Source organism: Yersinia vastinensis (assembly GCF_902726565.1).
Lineage (GTDB): Bacteria > Pseudomonadota > Gammaproteobacteria > Enterobacterales > Enterobacteriaceae > Yersinia > Yersinia vastinensis.
The window spans coordinates 265551-286218 of sequence record NZ_CACVAF010000005.1 but is presented as its reverse complement, the minus strand read 5'-3'; the positions used below and the strand labels follow the sequence as shown (position 1 = coordinate 286218).

The window sequence follows — 20668 nt, the reverse complement described above, 5'->3', positions numbered from 1 at the left end:
GAGGCTGTCATGACTCAACAGACTTTCCTGGTGGAAATCGGCACGGAAGAGTTGCCGCCGAAGGCTCTTCGTTCTCTGGCCGAATCTTTTGCTACCAACTTCACCACTGAATTGGACAATGCCAATCTGCCTCATGGTGAGGTGGTTTGGTATGCCTCACCACGTCGTTTGGCGTTAAAAGTGGTTAATTTAAGTGCGGCTCAGGCCGATCGTGAAGTTGAAAAACGTGGCCCTGCCATCGCACAAGCTTTTGATGCTGAAGGCAAACCAAGTAAAGCAGCTGAAGGTTGGGCGCGGGGCTGTGGTATTACGGTGGATCAGGCCGAGCGTTTGGTTACCGATAAAGGCGAATGGCTGCTGTATCGCGCTCATGTAAAAGGGCAATCCGCGCAGTTGTTGCTGGCGGGGATGGTCAATACGGCACTGAGCAAACTGCCTATTCCCAAATTGATGCGTTGGGGTGATAAAGAAACCCAGTTCGTCCGTCCGGTCCATACCGTAACTATGCTGCTCGGCAGCGAATTGATCCCCGGCACCGTGTTGGGTATCGATTCAGACCGTATTATTCGCGGTCACCGTTTTATGGGCGAAGCCGAATTCACCATTGATAATGCTGATCAATATCCGCAAGTGTTAATGGAGCGCGGCAAAGTCATCGCTGACTATGAATTACGTAAAACTATCATTAAACGTGATGCAGAGCTGGCGGCGCAAAAAATTGGCGGTGTTGCTGATCTGAGTGATAGCTTGCTGGAAGAAGTCGCGTCACTGGTTGAGTGGCCGGTGGTGTTGACGGCTAAGTTTGAAGAGAAATTCCTGGCTGTTCCTGCGGAAGCGCTGGTGTACACCATGAAGGGTGACCAGAAGTATTTCCCAGTGTATGACAAGGCCGGTAACTTGCTGCCAAACTTCATTTTTGTCACCAATATCGAATCTAAAGATCCGCAGCAAATTATCTCTGGTAACGAGAAAGTTGTGCGCCCACGTCTGGCGGATGCTGAGTTCTTCTTTAACACTGACCGCAAAAAACGTCTGGAAGACAATTTACCGCGCTTGGAAACCGTGCTGTTCCAACAGCAACTGGGGACTTTGCGTGATAAAACCGATCGTATTCAAGCGCTGGCCGGTTGGGTTGCTGCACAAATTGGTGCAGATGTTAACCATGCTACCCGTGCCGGTTTGCTGTCCAAGTGCGACCTGATGACCAATATGGTGTTTGAATTCACTGACACCCAAGGTGTCATGGGGATGCATTACGCCCGTCATGATGGTGAAGCTGAAGATGTCGCGGTTGCGCTGAATGAGCAATATCAACCGCGGTTTGCTGGTGATGACTTGCCGTCTAACCCAGTGGCTTGTGCATTGGCGATTGCCGACAAAATGGACACGCTGGCCGGTATTTTCGGCATAGGTCAACATCCGAAAGGCGATAAAGACCCATTTGCGCTGCGCCGTGCGGCATTGGGTGTGCTGCGTATTATCGTCGAGAAGAACTTGCCGCTGGATCTGCAAACCTTGACCGAAGAAGCTGTGCGTTTGTATGGCACCAAGCTGACCAATGCCAAGGCAGTCGATGAAGTGGTTGAGTTTATGCTGGGCCGCTTCCGCGCTTGGTATCAGGAAGCCGGTTACAGTGTCGACACCATCCAAGCTGTTCTGGCTCGCCGTCCAACCAGACCGGCTGATTTTGATGCCCGGGTGAAAGCGGTAACGTATTTCCGCACGCTGGATGCTGCTGCGGCATTGGCTGCGGCGAATAAGCGTGTGTCGAATATCTTGGCGAAATCTACGGATACCTTAAAAGACCGTGTAAATGCCGCGGTACTGAAAGAACCTGCCGAATTGCAGTTTGCTACTCACCTGATTGTGCTACGTGACCAACTGGCACCGTTGTTTGCTGACGGTCGCTACCAGGAAGCATTGGTTGAGTTAGCGGCGCTGCGTGAAAACGTCGATGCTTTCTTCGATAACGTGATGGTGATGGTCGAAGACGATGCGGTGCGGGTTAATCGCCTGACCTTATTGAGTAAGTTACGCGAGCTGTTCTTGCAGGTTGCTGATATTTCGCTGTTGCAGTAATCCTGTACTCGGCTAATCACAGGGGAGCGTATATCGCTCCCCTTAGCTATTCTTATCTGTGGGTGTGAGCGATAAGAGTAGGATTTTGTGAAAATAAGTACTTATTACAGGAGTAGTTTCACATGACTTTTGCATTGAATACGACCCGATATTCACGTTGGTTTGCGCCATTGCTGGCATTACTGGTGGTGTTCCAATTGACCGCCTGCGGCGATAAAGAACCAGAGCAACGTAAAGCTTTTATTGATTATCTGCAAAACACCGTCATGCGCAGCGGGATGAAGCTGCCGACGTTGAGTGAAGATCAAAAGCAGAAATTCGGCCCTTATGTCAGTGATTACGCGATTTTGGTGACTTTTTCACAGCAACTCGGTAAATCCGTGGATGCCAGCCTGACGCCTGCTATCGCGCAAATCAATGAGATTCGTGTAGCACAAGACTACCTGAATAAGCGTGACGTGTTGCAGCAATCAGCGGGTGCTCTGAACCTGTTAGTGCAACAGATTCGTACCGCTAAAACACAAGCCGATAACGCAGTGGCGGCGTTGAAGCAGCCAGATGATTTGAAAGTGGTGTTTAATAAAGTGTTTGAAAACGTAGTGACTCAGCCGACCAATGTGTTGATTCCAGCTGTTCCGGTCGTTTCCTCCTTTGTGCAAGATTTGGCACAGGTTGGTGATTTCCTGCAACAGCAGGGCAACCAAGTCACGTTTAATAATGGCGGCGTTCAATTCCAAACCGCACAGCAGGCTGCACAGTACAACGCAATGATGGCTAACTTGGTGGCCAAGTATCCAGCAATGATGGCAGCACAGAAAAGTGTCTTGAATATTATTCAGTAATGTTTTGAGTTTTGATAATGGGGGGCCTCTTGGCCCCTTTTGTCATTCTGCACTGAGGTTCCAATTCAACTTTAAAACCAAAAAGTCTGACGTTCATTTACCACTGTTGTTTTATTACACATTTCCTAAATGGTTTGCCCCACCATCAACATTAGATGGACTAATGTCTCATCTCTCCTCTGAGCGCAAAAATAACTTGTGATTAACATCACATTTTAAAAACAAAGTCTCCACTTAAAAATGTGATTTTAATCACGTTAAATGAGGTTTTTAGCTTAAAAATCATCCTCTGTGGCTTTCTTACACTTCAATATTGTGATCTTGATCACCAAATCCACCCCGATACTGGTATGTATAGTGTGATATTCATCACATAATTGGCGTGAGCTACGCGTGGCTAAAGGAGCATGCTAAAGTTTGTTTTGCATACAGTGTGTTTGTATCCGATAACACCGGCGGGTTTTGCAGAACTGCCTCAACAAAACAATTATATCGCGCTCTTATTGCTAGCGCGTACCAATAGGGGTGTTTTATGTTTTCACCAGACGCAAAGGTCAGAATTCAAAATTTTGGCCGATTCCTCAGTAACATGGTTATGCCCAATATCGGCGCGTTTATCGCCTGGGGTATTATTACCGCACTGTTTATACCAACGGGTTGGCTGCCAAATGAAACGCTAGCCAAACTGGTTGGCCCGATGATCACTTACCTGCTTCCACTACTGATCGGTTTTACCGGTGGTCGTTTAGTCGGTGGCGATCGTGGTGGTGTGGTGGGTGCTATCACCACCATGGGGGTTATCGTTGGTGCGGATATGCCAATGTTCCTCGGTGCGATGATTGCAGGTCCATTAGGTGGCTGGGCAATCAAGCGCTTTGACCGTTGGGTTGACGGTAAAATCAAAAGCGGCTTTGAGATGCTGGTTAACAACTTCTCGGCCGGCATTATCGGTATGCTGTTGGCGATTTTGGCCTTTATGGCGATTGGCCCATTGGTAGAAGTGCTGTCTAAAGTGTTGGCCGCAGGCGTGCATGTCATGGTGCGGAATAACCTGCTGCCATTGACGTCTATCTTTGTTGAACCGGCTAAAATCCTGTTCCTGAATAACGCCATTAACCACGGTATCTTCTCACCTCTGGGTATCCAGCAGGCGACAGAAACCGGTAAGTCTATCTTCTTCCTGATCGAAGCTAACCCAGGCCCAGGTTTGGGTGTGTTGATGGCTTATATGTTCTTCGGTAAAGGTAACGCCAAGCAGTCTGCTGGCGGCGCGGCGATCATCCACTTCTTCGGTGGTATCCACGAAATCTATTTCCCATACGTTCTGATGAACCCACGCTTATTGCTGGCGGTCATTCTGGGCGGTATGACTGGCGTGTTTACTCTGACTCTGCTGAACGGCGGTCTGGTATCTCCAGCTTCTCCTGGTTCTATCCTGGCAGTATTGGCGATGACACCTAAAGGTGCCTATTTCGCTAACATTGCTGCTGTTGCCGCAGCGTTTGCCGTGTCTTTCGTGGTGTCAGCTATCTTGCTGAAAACCTCTAAAGTCAAAGACGAAGATGAAGATAGCCTGGAAGACGCAACTCGTCGTATGCAGGATATGAAAGCGCAATCTAAAGGCGCACAAGCAGCCAATGCAGCCGCTGCTGCAGGCGACTTGAGTACTGTGCGTAAAATCATCGTTGCTTGTGATGCGGGTATGGGATCTAGTGCCATGGGTGCCGGTGTGTTGCGCAAAAAAGTGCAAGATGCAGGCCTGAAGTATATCTCTGTCACTAACTGTGCCATCAACAACTTGCCGGAAGATGTGGACTTGGTTATCACGCACCGTGATTTGACTGAGCGAGCGATGCGCCATGCACCGCAGGCACAGCATATCTCGCTGACTAACTTCCTCGACAGTCAGCTGTATAGCAACCTGACGGCACGTCTGGTTGAAGCCAGTGACGCTGCGACGAAGGCTCAGAAAGTCATTGAAACGCTGGATGATAGCTTTGAACCCTCAGAAGCTAATCTGTTCCGACTGGGCGCAGAGAATGTCTTCCTCAATCAGCATGCGACGGAGAAAGAGCAGGCGATTCGCTTTGCTGGCGAGCAGTTGGTGAAAGGGGGCTATGTTGAGCCAGAATACGTTGAAGCGATGTTGGAACGTGAAAAACTGACCTCCACTTATCTGGGCGAATCTATTGCCGTACCACACGGTACGATTGAAGCGAAAGATCGCGTGCTGAAAACCGGTGTTGTGTTCTGTCAATACCCTGACGGCGTGCGCTTTGGCGAAGAAGAAGACGAAGTGGCGCGTTTGGTTATTGGTATTGCAGCTCGTAATAATGAACACATTCAAGTTATTACCAGCCTGACAAATGCGCTGGATGATGATTCTGTTATTGAGCGCCTCAGTAAAACAACCAGCGTACAAGAAGTTCTGGATTTGCTGGGCGGTAAAAAGTAAGCAAGCCATAACTGAATAGCGATAGCGGTTATCCGGTGGTGCCGGGTAACCATCGCAATCTGAATAGGGTCGTTGGGAGTAAACGGCCCTTTTACAGCAAAAGGTAACGAATATGAAAGCATTGCATTTTGGCGCAGGTAATATTGGCCGGGGATTCATTGGTAAACTTCTTGCTGATGCCGGTGCGCAACTGACTTTCGCAGATGTTAACCAACCCCTGTTGGATGAGCTGAACAAACGTAAGAGTTATCCGGTCAATATTGTTGGCGAGCAAGCGCGTGTTGAAGAAGTCAAAAATGTCAGCGCGGTGAATAGTGGTAGCCCAGAAGTGGTGAAGCTGATAGCGCAAGCCGATATCGTCACTACCGCCGTTGGCCCACAAATTCTGGCCCGTATCGCAGGCACAGTGGCGCAAGGTCTGATTGCCCGTCACCAACAAGGCAACACCCACCCATTGAACGTGATTGCTTGCGAGAATATGGTGCGTGGCACTAGCCAACTAAAACAGCATGTTTTTGCCGCCTTGCCAGAAAGTGAGCATGAGTGGGTTGAGCAACATGTTGGTTTTGTTGATTCTGCGGTAGACCGCATTGTGCCGCCATCGGAGGCGGGCAGTACAGATATTCTGGCTGTGACGGTAGAAACATTCAGTGAGTGGATAGTCGATGGTACCCAGTTTAAAGGGCAGCCACCGAAAATTGCTGGCATGGAACTCACAGATAATCTGATGGCTTTTGTTGAGCGAAAACTGTTCACGCTGAACACTGGCCATGCCATTACCGCTTATCTGGGCCAGCTTGCCGGTCACCAAACCATTCGTGATGCTATTCTGGATCCGGCGATACGTCAGACGGTGAAAGGCGCGATGGAAGAAAGTGGTGCGGTGCTGATTAAACGCTATGCTTTTGAACCACAAAAACATGCCGCTTATATCAATAAAATCCTCTCCCGCTTTGAAAACCCTTACTTGCATGACGATGTTGAGCGCGTGGGCCGTCAGCCGCTGCGTAAGCTGAGTGCGGGTGACCGTTTGATCAAACCGCTGCTGGGGACATTGGAATATCAGTTACCGCACGATAATTTGGTCACAGGTATTGCTGCGGCAATGAGTTATCGTAGTGAGCAAGACCCACAAGCACAGGAACTGGTTGAATTATTGGCGAAATTAGGGCCGAAAGCTGCGTTAGCGCAAATTTCAGGCCTGCCTGCTGATAGTGAGGTTGTCGAACAGGCGGTGAGTGTGTATAACGCCATGCAGGACAAGCTGACGCACTGATTCCGTTAAGAACCAAACCGGCGCGTTAGGTGATAAATACCGTGTCTTATTGCGCGGTATTTATCCTTTCGTAGCCACACATCCAGTGACAAGCGATGATTGAAAAAACACAGGCATTTGAGAATCGAGTACTTGAGCATCTGAACGCGGGGAAAACCGTTCGGAGCTTCTTAATGGCAGCTGTCGAATTATTGGCAGAGGCGCTCAATATTCTCGTGGTGCAGGTTTTTCGTAAAGATGACTATGCGGTCAAATATGCCGTAGAGCCATTGCTGGTTGGGGATGGTCCACTCGGCGAGCTATCCGTCAGATTGAAGTTGGTGTATGCCTTGGGTGTCATCACCCGACATGAATATGAAGATGCCGAGTTACTCATGGCGCTGCGTGAAGAACTCAACCATGATGGCACCGAGTATCGCTTTACGGATGACGAAATTCTCGGGCCATTTGGTGAATTACATTGTGTGGTGGAACTGCCACCGGTGCCAACGTTCTTGCGCCCTGACGAAGCCGATGCTTCGCTGATTGCAATGCAACGCCAGCGTTATCAGCAAATGGTGCGTTCAACCATGGTGCTTTCGATTACTGAGTTGCTCTCCCGCATCAGCCAAAAACAAGTTTCAAAACTTTCACCACTCGGTCACGCCTGATTTAAGACACTCAGCCATTCATCGACTAGCAGCCATAGTGCGGTGACGGCCATTAAACCGCCCATCACACCATTGAATAACCGCAATTTCCAATTGATGCGCAGTGCATGACGTAATTGGTCGCCCATCACGGCCCAAACGGCCACACAAGGCAGATTCAATAAAGCAAAACCAGTCATAATCAGTAAGGTATGGCTCAATGTCGCCCCTTCGCGTGGTGTAAATAAGATGGCGACATTCATTGCCATCAACCAGGCCTTAGGATTAACCGCTTGGAATAAAGCCCCTTGAATAAACCCCATAGGCCGCTCGCTATCTCGCGCATTGGGTGTACCGGAATGATAAATTTTCCACGATAGCCACAATAAATAACCGCCCCCTAACGTCACTAAAGGCAGACGAATAACACCCACCCAGCTGAGAATTAGCGCCAATAGTGTCGTGGTCAATGCGCATTGTAAGGCGCAGCCAAACGTAATTCCCAGCATCATTGGCAAGGTTCGGCGCAAACCAAAATTGACGCCAGAGGCGGCCAACAGCAGGTTATTCGGGCCGGGCGTGATCGACATAACGGTAACGTAACTGATAAAAGCACTGTCCAGCATGAGAATTTTCCTGAGTCTATTGTTGTATGTCTTGCCAAGAGATTCAGCATAAACAGCAATCCGTTATGGCGTCAGAAGCAGAAGTTATCTATTGTTATGGGTACAGTTTGCATAACCCAAAACTGTACCCATTGATCCTGCGGAGAACTGTCACCATGTCCCTGGTTATGAATGAAATTCGCTACTTGCAAGTGGCCGACAATTTAGCGCAAGCCATTAAAAACGGCAGTCTGCTGGCGGGGAGTCGGCTGCCATCGGTTCGGGGTTATGCGCAAAGTCATCAGGTGAGTATCAATACTGTGGTGGCGGCTTATCGGACATTGGAAGATCGCGGTTTAATTGAAGCCCGACCGCAGTCCGGTTTTTATGTTTGTAGCCCATCAACCGCCGTGGTGCCAACCGCCACCGTGGGTAAGCCGGTAGATGAAGTGCTGGACTTGATCGATACGGTGTTTGCTGCACAACAAAATCCGCGCTTTACCAACATCTCGCTCGCCTGCCCACAGACCGGAGATTTTTATCCTAGTGCCAAGCTGGGGCGCATTATGGCGTCGCTATTACGCCGTGAACCACAGTTAATTAGCCAATATTCTCTGCCCCCCGGTAGCCAACGACTACGGCAGCAAATTGCCCGTCGAGCCATGACATTGGGGATGCTGGCCAGCCCGGCTGATATCACTATTACCCATGGTTGTATGGAAGCGCTGCAATTGGCTCTGCGGGTGACGACCAAGCCGGGAGATTGTGTTGGGCTGGAGTCACCGACGTATTTTTATCTGATGCCATTGCTGGCCAGTCTGGGGTTAAAGGCTGTGGAAATCCCCACTGACCCGCAGCAAGGTTTATCACTGGATGTACTGGAGTTACTGCTTGAGGAAAAGCGGCTCAATGCCTTAATTGCCATGCCAACAGTGCAGAACCCATTGGGTTACACGATGCCACTGGCGGCGAAAAAACGGCTGGCACAGTTGATGAACGATCATCAGGTGCCACTGATTGAAGATGGTTTATATGCCGAAATTCAATTTGGTTCGACACTATCCCCAGCGGTTAAATCTTTTGATCGGGATGGCTGGGTGTTGTTTTGCTCCAGCTTCACCAAAACGCTGGCACCCGATTTTCGTATTGGCTGGATTGACGGCGGGCGCTTCGCTGAAGCTTTGCATAAGCTAAAAGCGGTATCTTCAATGGCGGAACCGATGCTGCTCTCAGAAACATTGGCACTATTTTTGGAGTCTGGCGGCTATGACCATCATCTGCGCAGTTTGCGTCGGCGTTATGCACAGCAAGTTCAGCTTGCCCAGCAAGTCATTACTCGCAGTTTCCCACGTGGGACCAAAGTGACGCAGCCTGCCGGTGGATTCGTTTTCTGGGTAGAGCTACCTGACAGTGTCGATACTGTCGCGTTGTTCCATCAATTATTGCAAGAGCAGATTTGCTTAACGCCCGGTACGCTTTATTCGCCCAGTGGTCGTTATCGCAATGCTTTCCGCCTGTCATGCTGTTATCCGTTCAACAGCCACTATACCGGGGCATTGGAGAGGTTGGGGGCGGTTGCCTGTGAAATGAGTGGGGAACCCGCTGGAATGCAGTGGCGGCCGCGACAGGAGGCTACTGCCGAAAAGCATGCATCCTGATACACTATCCATCTTGATGCACAATCAGTGCTATTCTATCTCCAACTTTAGCGAAATATCGTGCCCATTAGCGGCATGTACGGGCCAATACTATGAAAGAACATGCAGAAATCAAACGTCTAAGCGATATGCTGGATGCGTTGAACCACAAAGATCCGGTTGTTATCCAGCAGGGAAATGTGGATTTAATCGCGCAGCATATGAAAGAAAAAGAGAAACTGGCGGCTGAAATTCAGCGTTTGAAAGAAGTGCGAGTCAAAAACCTCAGTGCTGAAGCCCAAAAACTGGCTCAGCTGCCCTTCAGCCGCCCAATTACCAAGAAAGAGCAGGCCGATATGGGCTCTTTGAAGAAAGCGGTACGCGGCATTGTGGTGGTACATCCAATGACCGCATTAGGTCGTGAAATGGGCCTGAAAGAAGTGACCGGTTACGCCAAAAAAGCCTTCTGATAACAGCCTTTGATCAATCCGGGTACGTGGCATAGTCACCGCCCGGCTTGTTTTTGTCGGTTCATCATTCCAAGAGTGCTGACGATGTTTAACCATTAATCACGTCTTGCTACCTTGCTATTTCCCAGTAAACGCCGATTAAAATCCTCAATTTTTCCTTCCGCAATTCGCGTCAGCATGGTTTTACTCCAACTGGCAGATAACCCTGAGACGGCCAATAAGCGGCGATACTGTTCTTCATCGAATGGCATATGCCAGGCAATAGCGATGGCTTCAGATACCGAAATCTCACTGGTGCGCACTAACAGTGTCAATGGATGGCTTTCGCTGACCTTACCGGGTGAAATCACGCGATACAGCCAGCCACAATAGCCAGTTTGTTGCATCAACACCGACATCTCTTCAATGGCAAAATGGAAGTTGAGTTTGTAGCACGGAGAGCGTGGTTGGGTGACCTGAATAATGGCGTCACCCCAGCGATAGATATCCCCCATATACACATTTTTCTCAGTCATACCGAGGGTCGATATATTTTCGCCATAGGCCGGTGCAGAGAAAATATCGGCTTGTTCAGGAAATTGCTGCACCCAGTGCTGGTAATGTTCACGAGGATAATGGCATAGCGCGCGATCCGGGCCGCCGTGGAAGCGGGTTTCTGCTTGTTCATCCCCCTCTAATCCCAGTGACGTGAGCATGACACTCCCCTGCACCTGACGTTTGCCAATCGCACTTGGGGAACTGCCGCGGTAAGGTTCGATTTTACCGATATAAACCAGTGGGTACTTCATCTGCTCTCCTTGTCTGTATCTGGAAGGGAGAGCCAGAATACCCTGCCTGATGGCAGGGTTCCAAGGTTTAGCCAGAAATCAGAAGGTTTCCCAGTTATCCTGCTGGTTGCTACTGCGAATCTCTGGGGTTGGGCGGGGTGGTGTTGCGTCTTTTGGCATCAATGGTGCTGCGCTATGATTTTGAGGTATTTCTGTTTCCGATTCGGATAGCCGGAACACCGCGACCGCTTGTGCCAATAAAATAGCCTGTTCTGCCAGTGAATCAGCGGCGGCGGCAGACTCTTCCACTAAGGCGGCATTCTGTTGTGTGGTGCTGTCCATTTCAGAAATGGCCTGGCTCACTTGCGTGATGCCGCGGCTTTGCTCATCAGAGGCTGAAGCAATTTCTGCCATGATATCACGCACATGGGTGACAGAGCGGACGATATCCTCCATGGTTTGACCCGCATTTTGTACCAATGATGTGCCTGCGTTCACCTGAGATACCGATTCACCAATCAGCCCTTCAATTTCTTTTGCCGCCTGCGCACTGCGTTGTGCCAAATTACGCACTTCACTTGCGACCACGGCAAATCCACGCCCTTGCTCACCCGCGCGAGCGGCTTCAACGGCAGCATTCAGTGCCAAAATATTCGTCTGGAAAGCAATGCTATTAATCACGGAAGTAATTTCGGAAATACGTTTGGAACTGCCAGAAATATCATTCATGGTGCGCACGACATCGTTAACTAGCTTGCCGCCTTGTTGTGCGGTTTGTGATGCTTCGGTCGCCAGTTGATTCGCGTGATGGGCATTATCAGCATTCTGTTTCACTGTGGCATTTAATTGCTCCATGCTGGCAGCCGTTTCTTCTACGGCAGCGGCTTGTTCTTCAGTGCGAGATGATAAATCAGTATTGCCGGCCGCAATCTCGCCAGAGGCATGCGAGACCTGACTGACACCAATACGGATATCATCAATCATGGCGCGCAGATTTTCATTCATCCGTGCAACGGCATTCATCAATAAGCCCAATTCATCCGTACGGTTTGATGTGGTTGCAGCAGTTAAATCACCCGTAGCGATACGTTCAGCCATCGCCAGTGTGGTACGAAGTGGCACAGTAATTTGGCGAGTCATGCGCCATGAAATCAGCAGACCAAACAGCAGAGCCGCAATCGCCGCGATGGTTAACTGCAATTGTGCGTTATTGATTTCGTCATGAGTGCCTTGCAGTTCTTGGGTAAACAGATGGGTGGCGAGCTTATTCAACTCATTGGCATTGTCTTCCATCACTTTACCGACTTCCAGCTCTTGCTGATAAGCCGGTAAATAGGCCAGCACGTTGTCTTTGTAGGCGCTGAGGCTCGAGATAACAGGGGCTAATAATTTTTGCTGTTCAGCGGATAACACGGGCATAAAAGCATTGGCAGCACTGTTGGCAATATTGATGGAGGTAATCAACGAGGATTCGGCATCTTGATTGCGGTCTAGCAGTAAGCCGCGTGCGTTATAGCGCACGGTCATGAGTTTCTGATTCATCTCAGCTAGCAGAATCTGGGTATTGGTGTCCGCCCCTTCATTGAGCAAACTTTGCTGTAACTCATTGAGATTATTCTGAGTTTCAGAAATATTCCAACTTTTACGCACATCATCTTTATGGGCGACGGCATTAACAAAGTTGCTCTGTTGTTGCAGATATTCGTCAACGACATCGGCAATGCCGCTGATGATTTTACGGTTCTCTTCCGACCAGCTAAGAGCTTCACTTTGGGTCAGAAGGTTTTTTATGTTATTGATGTGCTGTGAGTTTTCTTTGATGTATTTCAGATCGTAAGTTCGCTCATAGAGCGCACGATTATATTTTGCCTGATTGGCTTCATCGTTGATTTTGTAACTGAGATCGACTTTATACGCATGTTCTTCAATGACGGAGAAATGATAAGCGGTGGTCCCAGCGATGATCCCAACCAACAACAACATCAGAAAAAAGCTTAATCCCAGCTTCTTGCCGACTTTCACGTTTTCAAAGTTACCAAAAACTTTGCTAAATGCTGCCATGTTCTTCTCCGTTATGCGGTGTTTTTGCTGCAAATCAATCAGCGTAGGTGAGTTTTGGGGGATCTAATTATTAGAGGAATGAGGGGGCTGGTTGAACGTGGGGCAGCCTTGGCAAGAGTGCTTTTCCCAAACGTTTTAAAACTGCATTCATAGAGTTACACCATAAATACCAGCAACCTTCTTGTACAATCTATCGGCAGGAATTGGCTAAACTTTAGCAATAAAAAATGCCGGCAAGATAACCTTGCCGGCATGATATTTCACTCTAACGATGGGTCTCAGCCAAATTTAGCTGCCCATATTGAGTCTTATTTAGCTTGTGCGAAACGTGCTGCTGCTTCGTCCCAGTTAACCACGTTCCAGAATGCTTTGATGTAGTCTGGGCGGCGGTTTTGGAATTTCAGATAGTAAGCGTGCTCCCACACATCCAGGCCAACAATCGGGAAGCCTGATGCGCCAGAAACCGCTTCACCCATCAGCGGGCTGTCTTGGTTAGCAGTAGAAACAACCGCCAGTTTGCCGTCGTCTTTTAATACCAGCCAAGCCCAACCTGAGCCAAAACGAGTTGCCGCAGCTTGCTCAAATTTTTCTTTGAAGCTGTCTACGCTGCCGAAATCGCGCTCAATAGCGGCTTTCAGATCACCCGTCAGCGTCGTACCCAGTTTCAGACCCTTCCAGAACAGGCTGTGGTTAGCGTGGCCACCGGCGTTATTACGCATGAAAGTACGTTTTTCAGCAGGGACTTTGTCCAGATCCTTGATCAGATCTTCAACACTCAGTTTTGCCAGCTCAGGGAAGCTCTCCAACACCGTGTTTGCGTTGTTAACATAGGTCTGGTGGTGTTTGGTGTGATGGATTTCCATCGTCTGCTTATCGAAGTGGGGTTCCAGGGCGTCATAAGCATAAGGCAGGGATGGCAGTGAGTAACTCATAATCATCGTCTCCGTAGGTGTAGGGCGGTGCAAAAAAAGTAAGCACCGCGTAAGCATTCGGATCATTATAGTTAATTAAATGATATTGAAAATGATTATCAATGCCGTACATTCTGTATGGTCTTTCTATTCATTGATGCGCTGTGGATGGGTATATACCGTCGCTCTGCCGGGTTTGCTGAAGCCGACTAAGGTTAAATTACAGCGGTTTGCCACTTCAACGGCTAAGGTTGTTGCAGCAGAAACAGCAAATAAAATTTCAGCCCCGCACATGGCGGTTTTTTGCACCATCTCATAGCTGGCACGGCTGGAGACCAGCACCGCACCATGTTGCCAAGGCTGTTTCGCACGAATTCCCAGTAGTTTATCCAAAGCTACATGGCGACCAACATCTTCGCAGCCCCCCAGTAATTCCCCTTGAGGCGTAATCCAGGCAGCAGCATGGGTACAGCCGGTCAATTGGCCTACAGTTTGTACCTGCTTAAGTTGTGATAGTGCGCTATCTAGTTGATTTAGATTAAACGTTTGAGTGAAAGGCAGTGGCTCGATAGGCCGGAAAATGTCATCCAATTGTTCAATACCGCAGACACCACATCCTGTACGGCCGGCCATGGCGCGGCGACGCTCTTTCAGACCAGCAAAACGGCGGCTGGATAACTCAATGTTAACTTCTATACCGTTGCAGCTAGGGGTGACATCAATGGCATAAATTTCTTGTGGTGCGGTGATAATGCCCTCTGATAGCGAAAATCCCAGAGCAAAAGCCTCTAAATCCTTGGGGGTGGCCATCATCACCACATGAGAAATACCGTTGTACACCAGCGCTACTGGTACTTCTTCCGCTAGCCAATCCTGTTGTGGTTCCGCCATATGATGGCGCTGTAGCACGTTAAGTTGCTTGGCACCGCAAATTTCGGTGGAGAAGTCAATTTCTGAAGGTTTGATCTGGCTCACTATGCGGTCCTGAAAGTTATAACCCATAATCACAATGTGGTAACATTCACATCAAGAATAGTGTGGCTATATTCTGTTATTAAAAATGTATCCCACACGGAAAAGCTGGATATCGCGTCAGCGATTTTAGCGCCTCCCATTTCGTTGAGGGAAGCGTGGACTGAATTTTAAATTCATACCCAAAATAATTCGAGTTGCAGGAAGGTGGCAAGCGAATAAGTCCCGATGAGCTGACTTAAGTCAGTGATTCGGGTGAGAGAGCAGCCAACACACATGTCGCTCGAAATATGAAGGGTAAACACTGTAACAATCGTGAGATGAAGGAGAGACCCATGCAGGTCAGCAGAAGGCAGTTCTTTAAGATCTGCGCTGGCGGTATGGCGGGAACCACGGTCGCGGCACTCGGCTTTACGCCGTCAGTGGCGCTAGCGGAAACGCGCAATTATAAATTGCTGCGCGCCCGTGAAACGCGGAATACCTGCACATATTGTTCTGTCGGTTGCGGGCTTTTGATGTATAGCCTCGGCGACGGCGCAAAAAACGCCAAAGAGAGTATTTTCCACATTGAAGGGGACCCGGATCATCCGGTAAACCGTGGGGCACTTTGTCCAAAAGGTGCTGGTCTGGTGGACTTTATCCACAGCGAAGGCCGCCTGAAATACCCAGAGTACCGGGCTCCGGGTTCTGATAAATGGCAGAGAATCACTTGGGACGATGCTTTTACGCGCATTGCCAAGCTGATGAAAGAAGACCGGGACGCTAATTTCATTAAGACCAACGATGCCGGTGTCACCGTCAACCGTTGGCTGAGTACCGGTATGCTGTGTGCGTCGGCATCCAGCAATGAAACGGGCTATTTGACCCAAAAATTTAGTCGCGCTCTCGGCATGCTTGCCGTAGACAACCAAGCACGTGTCTGACACGGACCAACGGTAGCAAGTCTTGCTCCAACATTTGGTCGCGGTGCGATGACCAACCACTGGGTTGATATCAAGAACGCGAATTTAATTATCGTCATGGGCGGTAATGCGGCAGAAGCGCATCCGGTGGGATTCCGCTGGGCGATGGAAGCCAAGATCCATAACAATGCCAAGCTGATCGTGATAGATCCGCGCTTTACCCGTACTGCATCGGTGGCTGATTTCTACACGCCAATTCGTTCCGGTACTGATATAGCGTTCCTGTCCGGCGTATTGTTGTACCTGATCACCAACAACAAAATTAACCGCGAATACGTCGAAGCCTATACCAACGCCAGCTTGCTGGTGCGGGAAGATTTTACCTTCGAAGAGGGTTTGTTCAGTGGTTATGACGCCGAAAACCGCAAATACGACAAAACCACCTGGAATTACCAGTTGGACGAAAACGGCTTTGCGAAACGCGATGTCACGCTGCAAGACCCACGCTGTGTGTGGAATCTGCTGAAAGAACATATCAGCCGCTACACACCGGATGTGGTGTCCAATATTTGTGGTACGCCGAAAGAAGATTTCCTGACGGTGTGTGAATATATTGCGGAAACCAGTGCTGCGGATAAAACGGCATCATTCCTGTACGCCTTGGGCTGGACGCAACACTCCGTGGGTGCGCAGAACATCCGTACTATGGCGATGATTCAGTTGCTGCTAGGCAATATGGGTATGGCGGGCGGCGGTGTGAATGCTTTACGTGGTCACTCCAATATTCAGGGGCTGACTGACCTCGGCTTGCTGTCGCAAAGCCTGCCGGGTTATATGAACCTGCCGTCAGAAAAACAGCCAGATATTGATACTTACCTCAAGGCCAATACACCGAAAACCTTGTTGCCGGGCCAAGTTAACTACTGGAGCAATTATCCGAAATTCTTCGTCAGTATGATGAAGAGCTTCTATGGCGATAAAGCTCAGAAGGAAAACGGCTGGGGCTACGACTGGTTGCCGAAGTGGGATAAAGGCTACGATGTCTTGCAGTATTTCGAAATGATGTCGCAGGGTAAAGTGAATGGCTATCTGTGCCAAGGCTTTAACCCGGTAGCGTCATTCCCGAACAAAAATAAAGTGGTCGCGGCACTGTCGAAACTGAAGTTCTTGGTCACGATTGACCCGCTCAATACTGAAACAGCGAACTTCTGGCAAAACCACGGTGAATTTAACGATGTCGATCCATCAAAAATTCAGACCGAAGTGTTCCGCTTACCATCAAGCTGCTTTGCTGAGGAAAACGGCTCCATCGTCAACTCGGGCCGCTGGTTGCAATGGCACTGGAAAGGCGCGGATGCCCCAGGAGAAGCACTGAACGACGGTGAAATTCTGGCGGGTATCTTCATGCGTATGCGTGAAATGTATCGCCGGGAAGGCGGTGCAGTGCCAGAACAAGTGCTTAATATGACTTGGGATTACCTGACTCCCGAAAATCCTGCGCCAGAAGAAGTGGCTATGGAGAGCAACGGTAAAGCGCTGGCCGATATCACTGATGCCGATGGCAAGATACTGGTCAAAAAAGGCGAGCAGCTCAGTACCTTTGCTCACTTGCGTGATGATGGTACCACCGCCAGTGGTTGCTGGATATTTGCCGGTAGCTGGACGCCAGCAGGTAACCAGATGGCACGGCGTGATAACGCAGATCCATCAGGGCTTGGCAATACGCTGGGTTGGGCATGGGCATGGCCGCTTAACCGCCGCATTTTGTATAATCGTGCTTCTGCCGATCCGCAGGGCAAACCTTGGGATCCGAAACGCCAATTGCTGGAGTGGGACGGGTCCAAATGGACCGGAGTTGATATTCCTGACTACAGCGCGGCCGCGCCAGGCAGTGATGTCGGACCGTTCATTATGCAGCCTGAAGGAATGGGGCGTCTGTTTGCCATCGATAAAATGGCAGAAGGGCCGTTCCCAGAACACTATGAGCCATTCGAAACGCCGCTAGGCACTAACCCGCTGCACCCGAATGTGATATCCAACCCAGCCGCTCGTGTATTTAAAGACGATTTGGCTGCGATGGGATCTCATGAGCAATTCCCGTATGTCGGCACCACTTATCGCCTGACTGAGCATTTCCACTACTGGACGAAGCATGCGTTACTCAACGCAATTGCGCAGCCAGAGCAGTTTGTGGAAATTGGCGAGAAACTGGCCGCGAAGAAGGGCATCAAGCAGGGAGATACCGTGAAAGTCAGCTCCAACCGTGGCTATATCAAGGCCAAGGCGGTGGTGACCAAACGGATTCGCACACTGAATGTCCACGGACAGGAAGTGGACACCATTGGTATTCCGATTCACTGGGGATACGAAGGGGTGGCAAGAAAAGGCTTCCTGGCCAATACCCTGACACCGTTTGTCGGTGATGCTAATACGCAAACGCCAGAGTTTAAGGCGTTCTTGGTCAACGTGGAAAAGGTGTAACGGAGAGAACCTATGTCACTGCAAACTCAAGACATTATCCGGCGCTCCGGCACCAACTCCCTTACGCCGCCGCCACAGGATCGTAACCATCAGGAAGAGGTGGCGAAACTTATCGACGTCACTACCTGTATTGGCTGCAAAGCCTGTCAGGTGGCGTGTTCAGAGTGGAACGATATCCGTGATGAAGTGGGCTATAACGTCGGGGTGTACGATAACCCCGCCGATTTGACAGCCAAATCATGGACAGTGATGCGCTTTTCCGAAGTTGAAGACGAAGAGAGCGGCAAGCTGGAATGGCTGATCCGTAAGGATGGCTGTATGCATTGTGCTGACCCGGGCTGCCTGAAAGCCTGTCCGTCGGAAGGGGCAATCATTCAGTACGCTAATGGCATCGTCGATTTCCAGTCAGAGCACTGCATCGGTTGTGGTTATTGCATCGCGGGTTGCCCGTTTGATGTGCCGCGCATGAACAAAGACGACAACCGAGTGTACAAATGTACCCTGTGTGTTGACCGCGTTGGTGTCGGTCAAGAACCTGCTTGTGTGAAAACCTGCCCGACCGGGGCGATTCACTTTGGTACTAAAGAGTCGATGAAAGAAGTGGCGGCAGGCCGAGTGGCGGAACTGAAAACCCGTGGCTTTGATAACGCTGGGTTATACGACCCTGCGGGTGTTGGTGGCACTCACGTGATGTATGTTCTGCATCATGCGGATAAGCCCCAGCTCTATCACGGCTTGCCGGAGAACCCGACTATCAGCCCAACAGTGACCTTCTGGAAAGGGATCTGGAAACCGCTGGCAGCTATTGGTTTCGCTGCTACCTTTGCGGCCAGTATCTTCCACTATGTTGGTGTTGGCCCGAACCGGGTTGAGGAAGAAGAGGACGAAGAGCATAAACCGGACTCCACGCCTTCTGACACTACCGCCAAGGAACCAGAGCAGACAACCGCTGAACACTCAGACGACGGGGAGACGCGGAAATGAAAAAAGAAAAGCGGATCCAGCGCTATAGTGCGCCGGAGCGAATCAACCACTGGATAGTTGCCTTCTGCTTTATGTTGGCCGCTATCAGTGGATTAGGGTTCTTCTTCCCATCATTTAACTGGTTGATGAATATTTTTGGTACTCCTCAGTTGGCGCGTATCCTTCACCCCTTTGCCGGGGTGATTATGTTCGCTGCCTTCCTGATCATGTTTTTCCGTTACTGGAAACACAACCTGATCAACAAGGAAGACTTGGAGTGGGCGAAAAATATCCACAAAATTGCCTTGAATGAGGAAGTGGGCGACACTGGACGCTATAATTTTGGTCAGAAGTGCGTATTCTGGGCTGCTATTATCAGTCTGGTATTGTTACTGGCCAGTGGCGTAGTCATTTGGCGGCCTTACTTTGCGCCTTCTTTCCCAATCCCGCTGATTCGTCTGGCTCTGCTGGTGCATTCTCTGGCGGCAGTTGGACTGATTATCGTGATTATGGTGCATATCTATGCCGCCCTGTGGGTGAAAGGCACGATTACCGCGATGGTGGAAGGCTGGGTCCCTGATGCATGGGCTAAAAAGCACCACCCGCGTTGGTATCGTGAGGTTAGCGCCAAAAGGCAGCTTCAGAAAAAACAGGAAGAGAAACCCTGATGAGTATTCGCATTGTCCCTAAAGATCAACTTGGGCAGCAGCGCGAAAAAGGTACAACGGCGGGGAATATCCCGCCGTTACTTTTCGCGAATTTAAAAAGCCTGTATACCCGGCGTACCGAGCGTTTGCAGCAGTTAGCGTTGGATAATCCACTCGCTGACTATTTGGATTTTGCGGCTAAGATTACGCAAGCACAGCAAAAAGCGCTGCATGACCATCCGCTGGTGTTGGATATGCAAGCGGAGTTGGCACAATCTGCGGCCAGCGGTAAGCCACCATTGGATTTAAGCGTTTTCCCTCGTACCGAACATTGGCGCAAGTTACTGTCAGCGCTAATTGCTGAGCTGCGCCCAGATGCGCCCGACCATATTCTGGCGGTGCTGGATAATCTGGATAAGTCTTCAGTGCACGAGCTAGAACTGTACGCCGATGCCCTGCTAAATCGCGAATTTGGGCAAATCGGCAGCGAAAAAGCGCCATTTATCTGGGCCGCGTTATCGCTGTATTGGGCGCAGATGGCCAGCCAAATCCCCGGAAAAGCACGGGCTGAGTATGGTGAACACCGTCAATTCTGCCCTGTATGCGGCAGCATTCCGGTATCCAGTGTGGTACATATTGGCACTAACAATGGTTTGCGCTATTTGCACTGTAACTTGTGCGAAAGCGAGTGGCATGTAGTACGGATTAAATGCAGTAACTGCGAACAAACGCGTGATTTGAACTACTGGTCACTGGACAGTGAGCTGGCTGCGGTGAAAGCCGAAAGCTGTGGCGATTGTGGCACTTACCTGAAGATTTTGTATCAGGAAAAAGATCCGCAGGTAGAAGCTGTCGCCGATGATCTGGCCTCGCTGATTCTCGATGCCAAGATGGAAGGCGAAGGTTTTGCTCGCAGCAGCATCAATCCGTTTTTGTTCCCTGGCGAGTAATCGCTATCCATTAGTATTGAT

Annotated in this window: 16 protein-coding genes; 11 read left to right on the top strand and 5 right to left on the bottom strand. The window is 49.8% G+C overall.

Annotated elements, in window-relative coordinates; all coding sequences use genetic code 11:
- The first annotated feature begins 9 nt into the window (after nucleotides 1–9).
- From glyS to HUZ92_RS09865, 5 genes are all read left to right on the top strand, one after another.
- On the top strand, nucleotides 10–2079 hold the full coding sequence (gene glyS, locus HUZ92_RS09885; protein WP_050099398.1) for a glycine--tRNA ligase subunit beta: 2070 nt from the start codon (nucleotides 10–12) through the stop codon (nucleotides 2077–2079).
- Between the two features lie 122 nt (nucleotides 2080–2201).
- Entirely contained in the window at nucleotides 2202–2921 is a 720-nt protein-coding gene (locus tag HUZ92_RS09880; RefSeq protein WP_050140080.1) for a DUF3053 domain-containing protein, read from the top strand.
- A gap of 532 nt (nucleotides 2922–3453) precedes the next feature.
- Entirely contained in the window at nucleotides 3454–5376 is a 1923-nt protein-coding gene (locus tag HUZ92_RS09875) for a PTS mannitol transporter subunit IICBA (RefSeq protein WP_050099403.1), read from the top strand.
- A 112-nt stretch (nucleotides 5377–5488) separates the two neighbouring features.
- Entirely contained in the window at nucleotides 5489–6652 is a 1164-nt protein-coding gene (locus HUZ92_RS09870) for a mannitol-1-phosphate 5-dehydrogenase (protein WP_050099405.1), read from the top strand.
- Nucleotides 6653–6747: 95 nt separating this feature from the next.
- Entirely contained in the window at nucleotides 6748–7302 is a 555-nt protein-coding gene (locus HUZ92_RS09865) for an MltR family transcriptional regulator (RefSeq protein ID WP_050099407.1), read from the top strand.
- Here the strand turns inward: HUZ92_RS09865 and HUZ92_RS09860 are convergent.
- Nucleotides 7293–7907: a LysE family translocator gene (locus HUZ92_RS09860; protein ID WP_050099409.1), complete on the bottom strand. Its 615-nt coding sequence runs from the start codon at nucleotides 7905–7907 to the stop codon at nucleotides 7293–7295. The genes HUZ92_RS09865 and HUZ92_RS09860 overlap by 10 nt on opposite strands.
- Before the next feature lie 155 nt (nucleotides 7908–8062).
- Here HUZ92_RS09860 and HUZ92_RS09855 point away from each other — a divergent pair, with 155 nt between their 5' ends.
- A complete protein-coding gene (locus HUZ92_RS09855) occupies nucleotides 8063–9544 on the top strand; it encodes an aminotransferase-like domain-containing protein (protein ID WP_050099615.1) in 1482 nt (493 codons plus the stop codon).
- 92 nt (nucleotides 9545–9636) lie between these two features.
- Complete coding sequence (locus HUZ92_RS09850) at nucleotides 9637–9993, top strand: YibL family ribosome-associated protein (protein WP_050099411.1); 357 nt, start codon at nucleotides 9637–9639, stop codon at nucleotides 9991–9993.
- A gap of 95 nt (nucleotides 9994–10088) precedes the next feature.
- Here HUZ92_RS09850 and yiiM read toward each other — a convergent pair whose 3' ends face one another.
- The 4 genes from yiiM to fdhD form a co-directional block, all read right to left on the bottom strand.
- Nucleotides 10089–10781 carry a 6-hydroxyaminopurine reductase gene (gene yiiM, locus HUZ92_RS09845; RefSeq protein ID WP_050140077.1) on the bottom strand — a complete coding sequence of 231 codons (693 nt, stop codon included), beginning with the start codon at nucleotides 10779–10781 and terminating at the stop codon, nucleotides 10089–10091.
- Between the two features lie 78 nt (nucleotides 10782–10859).
- Nucleotides 10860–12821, bottom strand: coding sequence for a methyl-accepting chemotaxis protein (locus tag HUZ92_RS09840; RefSeq protein ID WP_050099414.1), 1962 nt, complete (start codon nucleotides 12819–12821; stop codon nucleotides 10860–10862).
- Nucleotides 12822–13129: 308 nt separating this feature from the next.
- A complete protein-coding gene (gene sodA / locus HUZ92_RS09835; protein WP_050099416.1) occupies nucleotides 13130–13753 on the bottom strand; it encodes a superoxide dismutase [Mn] in 624 nt (207 codons plus the stop codon).
- 126 nt (nucleotides 13754–13879) lie between these two features.
- A complete protein-coding gene (gene fdhD / locus HUZ92_RS09830) occupies nucleotides 13880–14734 on the bottom strand; it encodes a formate dehydrogenase accessory sulfurtransferase FdhD (RefSeq protein WP_174846820.1) in 855 nt (284 codons plus the stop codon).
- A gap of 305 nt (nucleotides 14735–15039) precedes the next feature.
- On the opposite strand from fdhD, the gene fdnG reads away from it, so the two are divergent.
- Genes fdnG through fdhE form a run of 4 tightly spaced genes read left to right on the top strand, consistent with a single transcriptional unit; the run spans nucleotide 15040 to nucleotide 20647 of the window.
- Nucleotides 15040–18087: a formate dehydrogenase-N subunit alpha gene (gene fdnG, locus HUZ92_RS09825; protein WP_087770197.1), complete on the top strand. Its 3048-nt coding sequence runs from the start codon at nucleotides 15040–15042 to the stop codon at nucleotides 18085–18087.
- A gap of 12 nt (nucleotides 18088–18099) precedes the next feature.
- Nucleotides 18100–19071, top strand: a complete 972-nt coding sequence (gene fdxH / locus HUZ92_RS09820) for a formate dehydrogenase subunit beta (protein ID WP_050140074.1) — start codon at nucleotides 18100–18102, stop codon at nucleotides 19069–19071.
- Nucleotides 19068–19718 carry a formate dehydrogenase cytochrome b556 subunit gene (fdoI, locus tag HUZ92_RS09815; protein ID WP_050099424.1) on the top strand — a complete coding sequence of 217 codons (651 nt, stop codon included), beginning with the start codon at nucleotides 19068–19070 and terminating at the stop codon, nucleotides 19716–19718. The genes fdxH and fdoI overlap by 4 nt, the downstream gene beginning before the upstream one ends.
- Nucleotides 19718–20647 (top strand): formate dehydrogenase accessory protein FdhE, encoded by a 930-nt coding sequence (fdhE, locus tag HUZ92_RS09810; protein ID WP_050295635.1) that lies wholly within the window; start codon nucleotides 19718–19720, stop codon nucleotides 20645–20647. Before fdoI ends, fdhE begins: the two co-directional genes overlap by 1 nt.
- Nucleotides 20648–20668: the final 21 nt, after the last annotated feature.

Bases quoted from the DNA above. Each gene is read 5' to 3' on its own strand.
- glyS (WP_050099398.1), top strand. From the start codon at position 10: ATGACTCAACAGACTTTCCTGGTGGAAATCGGCACGGAAGAGTTGCCG.
- HUZ92_RS09880 (WP_050140080.1), top strand. From the start codon at position 2,202: ATGACTTTTGCATTGAATACGACCCGATATTCACGTTGGTTTGCGCCA.
- HUZ92_RS09875 (WP_050099403.1), top strand. From the start codon at position 3,454: ATGTTTTCACCAGACGCAAAGGTCAGAATTCAAAATTTTGGCCGATTC.
- HUZ92_RS09870 (WP_050099405.1), top strand. From the start codon at position 5,489: ATGAAAGCATTGCATTTTGGCGCAGGTAATATTGGCCGGGGATTCATT.
- HUZ92_RS09865 (WP_050099407.1), top strand. From the start codon at position 6,748: ATGATTGAAAAAACACAGGCATTTGAGAATCGAGTACTTGAGCATCTG.
- HUZ92_RS09860 (WP_050099409.1), bottom strand. From the start codon at position 7,907: ATGCTGGACAGTGCTTTTATCAGTTACGTTACCGTTATGTCGATCACG.
- HUZ92_RS09855 (WP_050099615.1), top strand. From the start codon at position 8,063: ATGTCCCTGGTTATGAATGAAATTCGCTACTTGCAAGTGGCCGACAAT.
- HUZ92_RS09850 (WP_050099411.1), top strand. From the start codon at position 9,637: ATGAAAGAACATGCAGAAATCAAACGTCTAAGCGATATGCTGGATGCG.
- yiiM (WP_050140077.1), bottom strand. From the start codon at position 10,781: ATGAAGTACCCACTGGTTTATATCGGTAAAATCGAACCTTACCGCGGC.
- HUZ92_RS09840 (WP_050099414.1), bottom strand. From the start codon at position 12,821: ATGGCAGCATTTAGCAAAGTTTTTGGTAACTTTGAAAACGTGAAAGTC.
- sodA (WP_050099416.1), bottom strand. From the start codon at position 13,753: ATGAGTTACTCACTGCCATCCCTGCCTTATGCTTATGACGCCCTGGAA.
- fdhD (WP_174846820.1), bottom strand. From the start codon at position 14,734: ATGGGTTATAACTTTCAGGACCGCATAGTGAGCCAGATCAAACCTTCA.
- fdxH (WP_050140074.1), top strand. From the start codon at position 18,100: ATGTCACTGCAAACTCAAGACATTATCCGGCGCTCCGGCACCAACTCC.
- fdoI (WP_050099424.1), top strand. From the start codon at position 19,068: ATGAAAAAAGAAAAGCGGATCCAGCGCTATAGTGCGCCGGAGCGAATC.
- fdhE (WP_050295635.1), top strand. From the start codon at position 19,718: ATGAGTATTCGCATTGTCCCTAAAGATCAACTTGGGCAGCAGCGCGAA.